Source organism: Burkholderia sp. AU33423, from assembly GCF_002223135.1.
Lineage (GTDB): Bacteria > Pseudomonadota > Gammaproteobacteria > Burkholderiales > Burkholderiaceae > Burkholderia > Burkholderia lata_D.
Map to the genome: position 1 here is coordinate 78,552 of NZ_NKFH01000005.1, position 14,558 is coordinate 93,109.

Annotated in this window: 16 protein-coding genes; 13 read left to right on the forward strand and 3 right to left on the reverse strand. The window is 68.8% G+C overall.

What is annotated here, in order from left to right; translation table 11 throughout:
* The first annotated feature begins 50 nt into the window (after positions 1-50).
* The 8 genes from hemF to CFB50_RS12840 all read left to right on the forward strand — a co-directional run bounded on the left by hemF (position 51) and on the right by CFB50_RS12840 (position 6,976).
* Positions 51-974 (forward strand): oxygen-dependent coproporphyrinogen oxidase, encoded by a 924-nt coding sequence (gene hemF, locus CFB50_RS12805; protein WP_089446133.1) that lies wholly within the window; start codon positions 51-53, stop codon positions 972-974.
* Positions 971-1,702, forward strand: coding sequence for a nicotinate-nucleotide adenylyltransferase (locus CFB50_RS12810; RefSeq protein WP_083265903.1), 732 nt, complete (start codon positions 971-973; stop codon positions 1,700-1,702). Before hemF ends, CFB50_RS12810 begins: the two co-directional genes overlap by 4 nt.
* A 4-nt stretch (positions 1,703-1,706) precedes the next feature.
* Complete coding sequence (gene rsfS, locus CFB50_RS12815; protein WP_069248505.1) at positions 1,707-2,153, forward strand: ribosome silencing factor; 447 nt, start codon at positions 1,707-1,709, stop codon at positions 2,151-2,153.
* Positions 2,154-2,178: 25 nt separating this feature from the next.
* Positions 2,179-2,649, forward strand: coding sequence for a 23S rRNA (pseudouridine(1915)-N(3))-methyltransferase RlmH (rlmH, locus tag CFB50_RS12820; RefSeq protein WP_011352746.1), 471 nt, complete (start codon positions 2,179-2,181; stop codon positions 2,647-2,649).
* A gap of 51 nt (positions 2,650-2,700) precedes the next feature.
* Positions 2,701-3,333, forward strand: coding sequence for a Maf family protein (locus tag CFB50_RS12825; RefSeq protein ID WP_069248506.1), 633 nt, complete (start codon positions 2,701-2,703; stop codon positions 3,331-3,333).
* Positions 3,334-3,340: 7 nt separating this feature from the next.
* The gene (gene rng, locus CFB50_RS12830; protein WP_069248507.1) at positions 3,341-4,810 is read left to right on the forward strand and encodes a ribonuclease G; all 1,470 of its coding nucleotides are present in this window, start codon (positions 3,341-3,343) and stop codon (positions 4,808-4,810) included.
* Positions 4,811-4,937: 127 nt separating this feature from the next.
* Positions 4,938-5,273, forward strand: a complete 336-nt coding sequence (locus CFB50_RS12835; RefSeq protein WP_039370464.1) for a YggL family protein — start codon at positions 4,938-4,940, stop codon at positions 5,271-5,273.
* Between the two features lie 479 nt (positions 5,274-5,752).
* A complete protein-coding gene (locus CFB50_RS12840) occupies positions 5,753-6,976 on the forward strand; it encodes a collagen-like triple helix repeat-containing protein (RefSeq protein ID WP_089446134.1) in 1,224 nt (407 codons plus the stop codon).
* On the opposite strand, the gene CFB50_RS12845 is transcribed toward CFB50_RS12840, so the two are convergent.
* A complete protein-coding gene (locus CFB50_RS12845) occupies positions 6,969-7,205 on the reverse strand; it encodes a hypothetical protein (protein WP_179254187.1) in 237 nt (78 codons plus the stop codon). The two genes, CFB50_RS12840 and CFB50_RS12845, sit on opposite strands and share 8 nt — an antisense overlap.
* Positions 7,206-7,389: 184 nt before the next feature.
* Between CFB50_RS12845 and CFB50_RS12850 the strand changes: the two genes are divergently transcribed.
* Genes CFB50_RS12850 through CFB50_RS12860 form a run of 3 tightly spaced genes read left to right on the forward strand, consistent with a single transcriptional unit; the run spans position 7,390 to position 10,219 of the window.
* Entirely contained in the window at positions 7,390-8,355 is a 966-nt protein-coding gene (locus CFB50_RS12850; protein ID WP_089446135.1) for a PRC-barrel domain-containing protein, read from the forward strand.
* Entirely contained in the window at positions 8,352-9,611 is a 1,260-nt protein-coding gene (locus tag CFB50_RS12855) for an MFS transporter (protein ID WP_089446136.1), read from the forward strand. The genes CFB50_RS12850 and CFB50_RS12855 overlap by 4 nt, the downstream gene beginning before the upstream one ends.
* A gap of 41 nt (positions 9,612-9,652) precedes the next feature.
* Positions 9,653-10,219, forward strand: a complete 567-nt coding sequence (locus CFB50_RS12860) for an FUSC family protein (protein ID WP_069249338.1) — start codon at positions 9,653-9,655, stop codon at positions 10,217-10,219.
* 64 nt (positions 10,220-10,283) lie between these two features.
* Here the strand turns inward: CFB50_RS12860 and CFB50_RS12865 are convergent, their stop codons facing one another.
* Together CFB50_RS12865 and msbA are read right to left on the reverse strand one after the other, a co-directional pair.
* Complete coding sequence (locus tag CFB50_RS12865; protein WP_089446137.1) at positions 10,284-10,664, reverse strand: RcnB family protein; 381 nt, start codon at positions 10,662-10,664, stop codon at positions 10,284-10,286.
* Positions 10,665-10,770: 106 nt separating this feature from the next.
* The gene (msbA, locus tag CFB50_RS12870) at positions 10,771-12,522 is read right to left on the reverse strand and encodes a lipid A export permease/ATP-binding protein MsbA (RefSeq protein WP_256979117.1); all 1,752 of its coding nucleotides are present in this window, start codon (positions 12,520-12,522) and stop codon (positions 10,771-10,773) included.
* Positions 12,523-12,748: 226 nt separating this feature from the next.
* Here msbA and CFB50_RS12875 point away from each other — a divergent pair, with 226 nt between their 5' ends.
* Together CFB50_RS12875 and CFB50_RS12880 are read left to right on the forward strand one after the other, a co-directional pair.
* Positions 12,749-13,501: a glycosyltransferase family 2 protein gene (locus CFB50_RS12875; protein WP_089446139.1), complete on the forward strand. Its 753-nt coding sequence runs from the start codon at positions 12,749-12,751 to the stop codon at positions 13,499-13,501.
* Between the two features lie 120 nt (positions 13,502-13,621).
* Positions 13,622-14,464: a glycosyltransferase family 2 protein gene (locus CFB50_RS12880; RefSeq protein WP_089446140.1), complete on the forward strand. Its 843-nt coding sequence runs from the start codon at positions 13,622-13,624 to the stop codon at positions 14,462-14,464.
* Positions 14,465-14,558: the final 94 nt, after the last annotated feature.

Consider the following 14,558-nt stretch of genomic DNA (forward strand, 5'->3'; position numbering starts at 1 on the left):
AGAGGCCTTTTTTACGGCCCCCGCTTCGGGCGGGGGCACCCAGTCCAGACATGACCGATTCGACCTACGACGTGGCGCGCGTGCGCACGTACCTCCAGGGCCTGCAGACACGCATCGCCGACGCGCTCGGCGCGCTCGACGGCACGCCGCTCGCGACCGACGCATGGCAGCGCGGGCCCGCCGAACGCCTGCGCGGCGGCGGCTGCACGCGGATTCTCGAAGGCGGCCGCGTGTTCGAACGGGCGGGAATCGGCTTTTCCGACGTCGCGGGCGATGCGCTGCCGCCGTCGGCGAGCGCGGCGCGCCCGCAGCTCGCGGGCCGCGGCTTCGAGGCGCTCGGCGTGTCGCTGGTGCTGCACCCGCGCAATCCGTACTGCCCGACCGTACACATGAACGTGCGGATGCTGATCGCGACGAAACCGGGCGAGGAGCCCGTGTTCTGGTTCGGCGGCGGCATGGATCTGACTCCGGTTTACGGTTTCGAGGACGACGCCCGGCATTTCCACCAGACCTGCAAGGATGCGCTCGACCCGTTCGGCGTCGAGCTCTACCCGCGCTTCAAGAAATGGTGCGACGAGTATTTCTTCCTGAAGCACCGCAACGAGATGCGCGGCATCGGCGGGATCTTCTTCGACGATTTCTCGGAGCCCGGTTTCGAACGCTCGTTTGACATGATGCAAAGCGTCGGCGACGCGTTCCTGCAGGCCTACCTGCCGATCGTCGAACGGCGCACCGAGCTGCCGTATGGCGAGCGCGAGCGCGACTTCCAGGCGTACCGCCGCGGCCGCTACGTCGAATTCAACCTCGTGTTCGATCGCGGCACGCTGTTCGGCCTGCAAAGCGGCGGCCGGACCGAGTCGATCCTGATGTCGATGCCACCGGTCGCGAACTGGCGCTACAACTGGCAGCCCGAGCCGGGTTCGCCGGAGGCGCGCCTGTACAGCGACTTCCTCGTACCGCGCGACTGGGTCTGACCCTGCTTCAAGACAAGGACGCGTTTCTGGACACCACCGCCCGCCCCGCCCCGCTGCCGCGTCGTATCGGCTTGCTGGGCGGCACTTTCGACCCGATCCACGACGGCCATCTCGCGCTCGCGCGCCGGTTCGCCGAACTGCTCGGCCTGACCGAACTCGTGCTGCTGCCCGCCGGGCAGCCGTACCAGAAGCGCGACGTGTCGGCCGCCGAGCATCGGCTCGCGATGACGCGCGCGGCCGCCGGCTCGCTGTCCGTGCCGGGCGTGACCGTGACCGTCGCCACCGACGAGATCGAGCACACCGGCCCGACCTACACGGTCGAGACGCTCGCGCGCTGGCGCGAGCGGATCGGCCCTGACGCGTCGCTGTCGCTGCTGATCGGCGCCGACCAGCTCGTGCGCCTCGATACGTGGCGCGACTGGCGCACGCTGTTCGACTACGCGCACATCTGCGTGTCGACGCGCCCGGGGTTCGACCTCGGCGCGGCGCCGCCGGAGGTCGCGCAGGAAATCGCCGCGCGGCAGGCCGGCGCCGACGTGCTGAAGGCCACGCCGGCAGGCCACTTGCTGATCGATACGACCCTTTCGTTCGACATTGCCGCGACCGACATCCGCGCCCATCTGCGCGAATGCATCGCACGCCATGCGCAAATGCCCGACGCGTCGGCCGAACATGTGCCGGCCGCCGTATGGGCCTATATTCTTCAACATCGCCTCTACCATTCCTGAATCCATGGATATTCGCAAACTGCAGCGCGTGATCGTCGACGCCCTCGAAGACGTCAAGGCGCAAGACATCAAGGTGTTCAACACCAGCCACCTGACCGAACTGTTCGACCGCGTGGTCGTCGCTTCGGGCACCTCCAACCGCCAGACCAAGGCGCTCGCGTCGAGCGTGCGTGACAAGGTCAAGGAAGCCGGCGGCGACATCGTCAGCTCCGAAGGCGAAGACACCGGAGAATGGGTGCTCGTCGACTGCGGCGATGCGATCGTGCACATCCTGCAACCGGCCCTGCGCCAGTACTACAACCTCGAGGAAATCTGGGGCGACAAGCCCGTGCGGATGAAGCTCGGCAGCGGCAAGGGGAACGGCTTCGCCCAGGCCAGCGAAGGCGACGAGGACGAAGAGGAAGCCGCGCCCGCGCGCCCGGCACGCAAGACAGCCGCCCGCCGCCGTTGAGCCCCGATTCGTTACACGTCTTCCGATGAAGCTTTTCATCCTTGCGGTCGGCCACAAGATGCCGGGCTGGATCGCATCCGGCTTCGACGAATACACGAAGCGGATGCCGCCCGAGCTGCGCATCGAGTTGCGCGAGATCAAGCCCGAACTGCGTTCGGGTGGTCGCAGCGCCGAAAGCGTGATGGCGGCCGAGCGGCAGAAGATCGAGGCCGCGTTGCCGAAGGGCGCGCGCCTCGTCGCGCTCGACGAGCGCGGCCGCGACTGGACCACGATGCAGCTCGCGCAGGCGCTGCCCGGCTGGCAGCAGGACGGCCGCGACGTCGCCTTCGTGATCGGCGGTGCCGACGGGCTCGATCCCGAACTGAAAGCGCGTGCCGACACGCTGCTGCGCATCTCGAGCATGACGCTGCCGCACGGAATGGTGCGCGTGCTGCTCGCCGAACAGCTTTACCGGGCGTGGAGCATCACGCAGAATCACCCCTACCACCGCGCATGACGTGTCGTCCTCGAGACGCGCGCCACGCGCGCACACCGAGATATCGACACCATGCCGTCCAGCACGCCCCCCGCGCTTTTCCCGATCCTTTACCTCGCTTCGCAAAGCCCGCGCCGCCAGGAGCTGCTGCAACAGATCGGCGTACGCTTCGAGCTGCTGCTGCCGCGCCCGGACGAGGACGCCGAGGCGCTCGAGGCCGAACTGCCCGGCGAAGCCGCCGATGCCTACGTGCGGCGCGTGACCATCGCCAAGGCCGAGGCAGCGCGTGCACGCCTCGTCGCGAGCGGCAAGCCGGCCTCGCCGGTGCTGGTCGCCGATACGACCGTCACGATTGACGGCGCGATCCTCGGCAAGCCGGCCGACGCCGACGACGCGCTCGCGATGCTGACGCGCCTCGCGGGCCGCGAACATGCGGTGCTGACCGCCGTCGCCGTGATCGATGCCGACGGCGAACTGCTGCCGCCCGCGCTGTCGCGCTCGTCGGTGCGCTTCGCGGCCGCGTCGCGCGACGCGTACGCGCGCTACGTCGAATCGGGCGAGCCGTTCGGCAAGGCCGGCGCGTACGCGATCCAGGGGCGCGCCGCCGAGTTCATCGAGCGAATCGACGGTTCCCATTCAGGTATCATGGGTCTGCCCCTTTTTGAGACTGCCGCGCTGCTACGCACCGCGCGCGTCGCCTTCTGAACCCACCATGAACGAAGAAATCCTGATCAACCTCACGCCGCAGGAAACGCGGGTCGCACTCGTCCAGCAAGGCGCGGTGCAGGAGCTTCACGTCGAGCGCACGCTGTCGCGCGGGCGGGTCGGCAACATCTATCTCGGCAAGGTCGTGCGCGTGCTGCCCGGCATGCAGTCGGCGTTCATCGACATCGGCCTCGAACGCGCGGCGTTCCTGCACGTCGCCGACATCTGGCATCCGCGCCTCGCGGGCGAGCCGCAGTCGGGCACGCCGCACCAGCCGATCGAGAAGATCGTGTTCGAAGGCCAGACGCTGATGGTGCAGGTGATCAAGGATCCGATCGGCACGAAAGGCGCGCGGCTGTCGACGCAGGTCAGCATCGCGGGCCGCACGCTCGTCTACCTGCCGCAGGAGCCGCATATCGGCATCTCGCAGAAGATCGAGAGCGAGGCCGAGCGCGAGGCCGTGCGCGCGCGCCTGACGGCCGTGATCCCGCCGGACGAGAAAGGCGGCTACATCGTGCGCACGATCGCCGAGGATGCCACCTCCGACGAGCTCGCCGGCGACGTCACGTACCTGCGCAAGACGTGGGCGACGATCGTCGCCCAGGCACAGCGGCTGCCGGCGACGAGCCTGCTGTACCAGGATCTCGATCTCGCGCAGCGCGTGCTGCGCGATTTCGCGAACGACGACACGACGCGCATCCAGGTCGATTCGCGCGAGACGTACCAGCGCCTCTCGGAATTCGCGGGCGAATTCACGCCGGCCGTGAGCCCGAAGCTGCACCACTACACGGGCGAGCGTCCGCTGTTCGACCTGTACAACATCGAGACGGAGATCCAGCGTGCGCTGTCGCGCCGCGTCGACCTGAAGTCGGGCGGTTACCTGATGATCGACCAGACCGAGGCGATGACGACGATCGACGTGAACACGGGCGGCTACGTCGGCGCGCGCAACTTCGACGACACGATCTTCAAGACCAACCTCGAGGCCGCGCATACGATCGCGCGGCAGCTGCGGCTGCGCAACCTCGGCGGGATCATCATCATCGACTTCATCGACATGGAGAACGCCGAGCATCGCGACGCGGTGCTGTCCGAGTTGAAGAAGGCGCTGTCGCGCGACCGCACGCGCGTGACGGTCAACGGCTTCTCGCAGCTCGGGCTCGTCGAGATGACGCGCAAGCGCACGCGCGAATCGCTCGCGCACGTGCTGTGCGAGCCGTGCCCGACCTGCCAGGGCAAGGGCCAGGTGAAGACGTCGCGCACCGTATGCTACGACATCCTGCGCGAGATCCTGCGCGAGTCGCGGCAGTTCAACCCGCGCGAATTCCGCGTGATCGCCGCGCAGCAGGTGATCGACCTGTTCCTCGACGAGGAGTCGCAGCATCTCGCCATGCTGATCGACTTCATCGGCAAGCCGGTGTCGCTGCAGGTCGAATCGAACCTGAGCCAGGAGCAGTACGATATCGTGCTGATGTAACGTTCCGTCCATCCGCCGCCGGCATCACCGCGCGGCGCTTCGATGCGGCGCCCGGGCCGCCCGCGCATGTCGCGCCGGCACCCGCCGCCGCCCTTTCACCCTACCCTTTTCGCATTCACCACACACCATGAGCCAAGGCCACAACCGCCGCCAGCGCAAGAAACTCCACATCGGCGAATTCCAGGAACTCGCGTTCAACGCCACCGCGCATTACCGCAACGAAATGACCGACCTCGAGCGCGGCGAACTGATCGACGCGTTCATCGACTTCGTCGAAGCGAACGGGCTGCTGACCGTCGCGTCGGCGGATGAAGGCATCGGCGCTTACGTGATTTCCGGTGCACCGCGCGGCACGACGACCGACGCCGACCGCGAGCTCGTGCGCGGCTGGCTGGCCGCACGGCCGGAACTGTCCGACGTCAAGGTCAGCGAATTCACCGACGCGTGGTACCCGGAAGCCTGAGTTTCCGGCTTCACGCCCCTCGCGCAGCGCCCGCGCCTGCCCGCCGCCACGGCGGGTGAGGCCGGCGCCGCCCCGCTCCCTCTGCCTCGCCTGCGCATCCTCTTCCGCCATCGCGCGACATCCGCGCCACCGGCACCGACTCACACGATTTCCGCCGCGTCGACAGTAATTACCCCGATTTCGGCAGTGAATCGGACGCTTACTTCAATTTAACGTTGCTTAAAAGACGTCTCGCGCCGGCAGACCTACCCTGATCGCCAGGAATCCGATGTTTTCCGGTGCGATCGGCAAGCAAGACGAAAGAATGCAAATCCCTCGCCCGACAGATGCTCCGGATTCCGGTACGGGCGAAAACGCGACGCGGCGACAGGTCAATCAGGGAGACAACCAACGATGCGCCAGCCGCTTCCCCATCGCAGCGACACATTGACGCACGCGAAGGCCGCCTGACCCCACTCTCCAACGAATACGAGGACGACATGGATACGCCGACCACCCATCAGGCAGGACTCCGAATGATCATGATCGCGGCTGGCGTCGCAGCGCTGGTGTCGCTGTCCGCTTGCGGCGGCTCCGGCTCGCTGAGCCAGGGCACCGGCGGCGCAGGATCGGGCTCGGGCGACACGACGGCCACGACCGGCGGCACGAGCAACGGCTCGGGCAGCGGTTCCGGCAGCGGCTCGACCGTCGGCAGCACGGGCAGCGGCTCGGGCACCGGCTCGGCGGGCAGCGGCGCATCCGCCAATGCGCTCGGCCAGACGATCGGCTCGTCGAGCAACATCGTGACGGCCGCGGGCGGCGCGGTATCGAGCGTCGGCACGACGATCGCCGGCCAGTCGCTGCCCGGCACCAATGCGTCGACCACGCAAGGTCTCGGCACGGTCGTGCAGGATGCCGGCGCGGCCGTCACGACGCTCGGCACCGGCCTCGGCTCGGGGCTCGGCCAGCTCGGCGCATCGTCGAACCCGGTCGGCACGACGGTCGCGAGCACCGGCGGCGTGGTCACGAACCTCGGCGACGCGGTCGCGGCGACCGGCGGCGTCGTGTCGAGTCTCGGCGCCAGCGGTTCGGCGCTGGCGCCGCTCGCGCCCGTCACATCGCCGGTCGGCGGCGCGGTCACGATGCTGGGCAATACGATCGCAGGCGGCGGCGCAACGCTCGGCACGCAGTTGTCGACCGGTCCCGTCGCGCAGGTCACGGGCGCCGCCAGCTCGGCGATCACGCCGATCACGACGCAGGTCGGGTCGGTCACGCAGACCGTCGCGTCGAGCACGCCGCTCGGCGCACCGCTCACGAACCTCGTGACGACGGTCGGCAACAGCGTCGCGAACGCCGGCACGACGATCGCGAAAACCGGCGGGAATCCGGTGACGACCGGCATCGGCAACGTCGTCACCGCGACCGGCAACACGGTGGCCACCGCCGGCACGGCGCTGCTGGGCGGTGGCGGCGCCACGACGAGCCCGCTCGCACCGGTCACGGGGCTCTTGTCGACGGGCGCACTCGGCGGCGCAACGGGTGGCAGCAACCCGGCAGGTGCACTCACGTCGGCGGTCGGCACCGTGACGGGAGCGGTGTCGGGCGCAGCCGGCGGCTCGCCCGTCGCGGGGCTGACGGGCGGCAGCGGCACCGGTGCGCTCTCGAAAACGGGCGGCGGCGTGCTCGCCCCCGTGACGACGACGCTCGGCGCGCTGGTCAAGTAAGCAGCAGTCCGGCACGGCGCCCGCATCGTCGCAGACGATCGGGCGCCTTGGCCTTGGCCTTGGCCTTGGCCTCCTTAGCCTTAGCCTTAGCCTTAGCCTTAGCCTTAGCCTTAGCCTTAGCCTTAGCCTTAGCCTTAGCCTTAGCCTTAGCCTTAGCCTTAGCCTTAGCCTTAGCCGAAGCCTTAGCCTTAGCCTTAGCCTTAGCCGAAGCCGAAGCCGAAGCCGGCATCCAACCCCTTCCCCACCCCGCGATCCCTTCCTTTTCCCGACAGTCCGCCTCCAGCCAGCCATCGAAATCGGTCCTGAAAGCAAGACACGTTAAAATCTCACCTCGCGTGGTGCGCCGCCCGCACCCGCCATCCATCGCCAGCCGCGTGCCCTCGGGCCGCCCCCGACCCATGGAGTGAGTGTCAATGAGCGGCGGACTTCCGTTTCCCGCATCCCGCAGCAAGTCGTTGCCGTCCTCGACGGTCTTCCTGATCCTCGCCGCCGCCGCGCTGCTGTCCGGCTGCGGGCTGCTGCCGGTGCAGAATCCGCCCGCGCCGATCAGCGAGGCGCTCGTCGAGCCCGTCGAGGAAACCGCCGGCGAACCGCTGACGATGCCGCCCGTGCCGGCGCCGACGCACCCGGAGGAACCGGAAGCGCCGAAGAAGCCGCACCGCGAAGTCACGCGGCCGAAGCCCGTGCAGCGCCCCGAATCGCCGACACCGCCGCCGCCTCCGCCACCGCCGATCGTCGCGACGCGCCCGCTCGACCGCACCCAGATCCATGCACTGCTCGACAGCGAAGTGGCGCGCCGCAACGGCAAGGTGATCGGCCGCGCGGTCGACATGGTGACCGACGCGAGCGGCAAGCCGCGCGAGATGATCGTGAACCTGCAGGGCTTCATGGGCGTGGGCGACCGCAAGGTCGTCTTCCCGTGGAACGTGTTCCGCTTCACGCCGGGCGGCAAACAGGAGCCGATCGTGCTCGACGTGCCGTCGGGCGACCTGCCGCCGGCCGCGCGGCCCAAGGCCGTGCCGCTGTCCGGTTCGGCCGCCGCCTCGCCCGCGACGCGGCTGCCGATGCTCGACAGCGACGTCGAGCGCCCGAACGGCACGAAGATCGGCCGTATCGTCGACGTGCTGATCGACCGCGCATCGCAGCCGCAGGCGGTCGTGCTCGACCTCGGCGGCCTCGTCAATACCGACCGCCGTTCGATCGCCGCGAGCTGGGGCGCGCTGCGCTTCGTCACGCGCGACAAGGCGCTGCATCCGCAGCTCGACCTGAACGACGCACAGATCAAGGCGTCGCCGCCCTACGCGGCCGACAAGCCGATCGTCGCGGTTTTCCCGCCCGTTGCTCCGGCACCGGCTTCGTCTGCGAGCGCGACCCGATGACGATCAAGCATTCCGTCAGCGCACGCAGTCTCCGGTCCCTTGACTGGCTCAACTTCTTCGTTGCAAACGTTCAAACAGGGTTCGGTCCGTTCATCGCGTCCTACCTCGCGTCGCACAAGTGGACGCAGGGCGAGATCGGGATGGTGCTGTCGATCGGCACGATCAGCGCAATGGTCAGCCAGGTGCCGGGCGGCGCGGCCGTCGATGCGCTGAAGAACAAGAAAGGCGCGGCCGCGTGGGCGATCGCGGCCATCATCCTGTCCGCGGTGCTGCTCGCGTCGAGCCCGACGATCGTGCCGGTGATCGCCGCCGAGGTGTTCCACGGCTTCGCGAGCTGCATGCTCGTGCCGGCCATGGCCGCGATCTCGTTCTCGCTCGTCGGCCGCGCCGACCTCGGCGACCGGCTCGGCCGCAACGCGCGCTGGGCGTCGATCGGCAGCGCGGTCGCGGCGGGCCTGATGGGGCTCACCGGCGAGTACTTCTCCGCACGCGCGGTGTTCTGGCTGACCGCCGTGCTCGCGCTGCCCGCGCTGTTCGCACTCGCGATGATCCAGCCGACGCACGAGGTGATCCCGCAGTCGTCGAAGCCCGACGATCGCGACGAAGCCGGCGAACGCGAAACGCTGCTCGAACTGCTGCGCGACCGCCGGATGCTGATCTTCGCGGCGTGCGTCGTGCTGTTCCACCTGTCGAACGCGGCGATGCTGAACCTCGCGGCCGGCGAAGTCACGGCCGGGATGGGCGAAAACGTGCAGCTCGTGATCGCCGCGTGCATCATCGTGCCGCAGGCGATCGTCGCGATGCTGTCGCCGTGGGTCGGCCGCTCCGCGCAACGCTGGGGGCGCCGGCCGATCCTGCTGCTCGGGTTCTCGGCGCTGCCGGTGCGCGCGCTGCTGTTCGCCGGCGTGAGCAGCCCGTACCTGCTGGTACCGGTGCAGATGCTCGACGGCATCAGCGCGGCCGTATTCGGCGTGATGCTGCCGCTGATCGCGGCCGACGTCGCGGGCGGCAAGGGCCGCTACAACCTGTGCATCGGGCTCTTCGGGCTCGCGGCCGGGATCGGCGCGACACTCAGCACGGCCGCGGCCGGCTACGTCGCCGATCACTTCGGCAACACCGTGAGCTTCTTCGGGCTCGCGGGCGCCGGTGCGCTCGCGGTGCTGCTGGTCTGGCTCGTGATGCCCGAAACGCGCGTCGCGAACGGTGACGCGGCCGCCGACGAACCGGCCGCCGCCTCGCCCGAACAGGCGCGCTGACACCGACGCGCCGCCGTTACCCGCTTCTTGGCCAACGCATGATGGATACGATCAGGACACTCAACGAAGCCCGCCAGCAGATCCAGCAGTCGATCTTCGATCTGTTCAAGGGGCTGTCATTCAGCGAGCGGCTCGCGCAAGGCGGGCTGATGGCGCTGCAGGCCGTGTGCGGCGCAAGCCTCGCGTACGTGATCGGCCGCGCGCTGCACACCGAGCAGGCCGTGTGGTCGGCGATCACCGCGATCGCCGTGACCCAGCACAACTACTCGGACACGATGTCGCTGTCGCGCGACCAGTTCATCGGCGCGATGGTCGGCGGCGTGCTCGGCTTCGCCGGCGCGGCGCTCGGCGGCGACCGCCTCGTCGCGTATGCGATTACCGTCGCGGTCGTGATCGTCTGCTGCTGGTGTCTGAACGTCGGCAGCGCGGCACGGCTCGGCGGCGTGACCGCGACGATCGTGCTGCTGTTTCCGGGCAACGGCCCGCTGTGGGACATTCCGCTGATGCGGCTCGGCGAAGTGACGCTCGGCACCGTGTGTGCGCTGGGCGTGTGCTGGGTGATGTCGAAAATCGAGCGCCGCTGGTTCCGCCACGCGGCGGCAAAGTGACGCGTTGATCCGGTTGCCCGGCGTGCATCGCGGCATCGCGATCCGTGCCGGGCCGTCAGCCATGTCAGTCGCCGATCCGCAGCACGATGCCGGAACCGATCTGCACCAGCAGGTGATCCCCGCCGACGCCGACCCATTGATAGCCGCGCGGCGGCGGGCTCAGGCGATAGCCGCGCCAGTCGTCGATCACGTACTGGCGATCGCGGAACTCGGGCGGAAGCCGGTCGCCCTTGTGCCACTCGCGGCGCGGCTGGTCGGCCCAGCGCGGCGGCACGTCGTCCTCACGGCGCATCTGGCCGGGCGGCATGTGTTTCGGGCCGTGGCCGCGCTGCATGCCGTGGCCGCCCTGGTCGTCGTGGTTGTCGTGGTCCTGCGCCATCGCGGCCAGCGCGGCAAAACCCGCCGCGATCAGCGCAGCCAGCATCATCCCGTGCATCTTCTTCATCGTGCCTTCCCTCCGTGTTGTCACGTCGAACGAAACCACCCGGACTGCCCGATGAAGACTAGCACACGGTATCGCGGGGCCACATGACCGCACATATGACCGCGCGTTACGCCGCCTGCTGCTGGTACTGGATCCGGTGCAGGTGCGCGTAGAGGCCGCCGTGGCGCAGCAATTCGTCGTGGCTGCCCTCCTCGACGATCTTGCCGGCCTCGAGCACGAGAATGCGGTCCGCGCGCTCGATCGTCGACAGCCGGTGCGCGATCACGAGCGTCGTGCGGCCTTCCATCAGCCGCTCGAGCGCGGCCTGCACGTGGCGCTCCGATTCCGAGTCGAGCGCCGACGTCGCTTCGTCGAGGATCAGGATCGGCGCGTCCTTGTAGATCGCACGCGCGATCGCGAGCCGCTGGCGCTGGCCGCCGGACAGCCGCATCCCGTTGCCGCCGACGAGCGTGTCGAGCCCGTCGGGCATCGCGGCGACCGCATCGGCGAGGTTCGCGGCCTCGAGCGCGGCCTGCACGCGCGCGCGGTCGGGCGTCTGCCCGTACGCGACGTTCGCGGCGATCGTGTCGTTGAACAGCACGACGTCCTGGCTGACCATCGCCATCTGGCCGCGCAACGCGTGGAGGTCGTAGTCGGCAACCGGCACGCCGTCGACCAGGATCGCGCCGTCGGTCGGGTCGAAGAAGCGCGGCAGCAGGTTCACGAGCGTCGTCTTGCCGCTGCCGGACGGGCCCGCGAGCGCGATCATTTCACCGGGTGCGACCTTGAAAGAGATGCGGTCGAGCGTCGGCCGCTCGGCCGCGCCGTAGTCGAACGTCACGTCGCGGAACTCGATGTCGCCGCGCGCCTGGGCCAGCGGCCGGCCGCCGCCCTGCGGCTCGGCCGGTTCGTCGATCAGCCCGAAGATCAGCTCGGCGGCCGTCATCCCGCGCTGCAGCGGCTGGTTGACGTCGATCAGGTGCTTGAGCGGCGAGATCACCAGCAGCATCGACGTGACGAACGCGACGAAGCCGCCGACCGTCGTCTGGTCGTTCGACGACTGCACCACCGCGATCGTGATCACGACCGCGAGCGCGATCGACGCGAGGAACTGCGTGAGCGGCTGCGCGAGGCCGCCGGAGATCGTCATGCGCATCGCGTAGCCGCGCAGGCGCTTGCTCATCTGCGTGAAGCGGTCCATCTCGTACGCTTCGCCGTTGTGCACCTTGACGACCTTGTAGCCGCCGACCGTCTCCTCGACGATGTACGACAGCTCGTTGGTCAGCGTCTGGTGCTCGCGGTTCAGGCGGCGCAGGCGGCGGTTGATCTTGCTGACGAGCCAGCCGATGCCCGGCAGGATCACCGCGACGATCAGCGTGAGCCGCCAGTTCAGGTAGAACAGGTAGCCGAGCAGGAAGATCACCGTCAGCGAATCGCGCACGAGCGTGACCATCACGCCGGTCAGCACCGACAGGATCTGGTTGACCTCGAACACTATCGCGTTGATCACCGTGCTCGCCGTCTCGCGCTGGAAGAACGACGCGCCCGTGTGCAGCATCCGCTGGAACATCTCGAGCCGCAGTTGCAGCAGGATGCGGTTCGACACGTAGTTGAGCAGGTAATTCGACGCGTACTGCGACACGCCGCGCACGAGCGCGAGCCCGATCACGGCCATCGGCACGTACCATTTCGCGCGGTCGCTGCCGTGCGAGCCGAAGCCGTGGTCGAGCAGCGGCTTGAGCAGCGCCGGAATACCGGCCTCGGTGGCCGCGACGACGCCCATCGTCATCACGGCGAGCACCACGATGCCGATCAGCGGCCGGATGTACGGCCACAGGCGCTTGAGGACCGTCACGGGCGAGGTGCCCGTGCCGTCCATCGGTTTGCGAAGAGTGTTCTGGGTTTCCAAGGCAATCCTTCTTGAGCCGCGAAGCGGCGCCCGGACGTGGCCGCCCGGAATGTCGCCCTGTCGGGCGGGTGCCGAAAAGGGCTCAACATTATAGCCGCACCGCCCCGGCCGGCTCGGTCATGGCCCCGATGCGGGCGGCGGCCGGGCCGCGGGTATACTGCCGCTCACCGTTTTCTCCGCCTGTTCCGACGATTTCATGGCTGAACCCTCCCTCGGCGTCGCCCTCATCGCCCTCAACGCGTCCGCGCGGCTCGCGCAGTGCCTGGCCGCACTGTCGTTCGCCGACGACGTCGTCGTCATCGACGGCGGCAGCACCGACGATACCGTCGCGATCGCGCAGGCGCACGGTGCGCGCGTGATCGTCGAGCGCGACTGGCCGGGCTTCGGCCCGCAGAAGAACCGCGCGCTCGACGCGCTCGACACCGACTGGATCCTGTCCCTCGATACCGACGAAGTCGTCACCCCCGAGCTCGCGCAGTCGATCCGCGACACGATCCGCGCGCCGGCCGCGCAGGTCTATGCGGTCGACCGGCTGTCGAGCTTCTGCGGCCAGTGGATCCATCACAGCGGCTGGTATCCGGACTGGATCCCGCGCCTGTTCCGGCGCGGCGCCGCGCGCTTCTCGGACGATCTCGTGCACGAACGCCTCGTGTTCGACGGCGCCGCTCAGCGGCTGTCCGGCAAGCTGATGCACTACTCGTACGAGGATTTCGAAACCGTCGTGCGCAAGCTCGACGCGTATTCGACGGCCGGCGCGCGCCAGCGCCGCGCGGCCGGCCAGCGCGGCGGCTTCGGCAAGGCGCTCGCGCGCGGCGCCTGGGCGTTCGTGCGCACCTACATGCTGCGCCGCGGCTTCCTCGATGGCCGCGCCGGTTTCATGATCGCCGTGTTCAACGCGGAAACCGTGTACTACCGCTTCCTGAAGCTCGGCCACGAACGGGGCCGCTGAGCGCCCGGCCGGCATGCAGCCGGCCCGGCGTTACAATGCCGGCCTGCCCGCGCCGCGCGTGCCCGCCCGACCGGCGGCGCCACGCGCCGCCCGCCACGACGACTATCGAATCCGACCGCCATGTTCTCCATCATCATTCCGACCTGGAACAACCTGCCGTACCTCAAGCTCGTCGTCGACAGCCTGCGCCGCCACTCCGCGTACGACCACCAGATCATCGTGCACGTGAACGACGGCTCGGACGGCACGCTCGACTGGGTGCGCAGCGAAGGGATCGAGCACACCGCCTCGCCGACCAACATCGGCATCTGCCACGCGGTGAACTGGGCCGCCGCGCGCGCGACGCGCGACTACGTCGTCTACATGAACGACGACATGTTCTGCTGCCCCGGCTGGGACACGGCGCTGGTGCGCCGCATCGAACAGATGCCGACCGACCTCTTCATGCTGTCGGGCACGATGGTCGAGCCGGTCGACACGCGCAACCCGTGCGTCGTGGTCAGCAATTTCGGCCGCGACGCTGAACATTTCGACGCGGCGGGCCTCGTCGCGGCGGCTCCGAAGCTCGCGCGCGCGGACTGGCTGGGCTCGACCTGGCCGCCGACGCTCGTGCACCGCGACTGGTGGAACCGGATCGGCGGCTACAGCAGCGAGCTGTCGCCCGGCATGAGCAGCGACAACGACTTCTCGATGAAATTCTGGGACGCCGGCTGCCGGATCTTCATCGGGGTCGGCGACAGCCTCGTCTACCACTTCCAGCAGAAGAGCACGGGCAAGATCGTCAAGAACGATGGCCGCCGCCAGTTTCTGAACAAATGGGGCATGACCCAGGCGACGTTCGACCGCCACTACCTGCATCGCGGCGAGCCGGCGGGCACGCGCGTCGCGCTCGACACGCCGGCCGTGGAAGGCAGTCTGAAGCGCGCGCTGCTGCGCTCGCGGATCAAGCGCGCATTCAGCTGATCGCGCCCCGAAAACGACACGGAAACGCGCCCTGCTTCGCGTATACTCTGCGCCGTTCGTCCCGGATCTCCCGCCGGGGCGCGCGGCGCGCAGC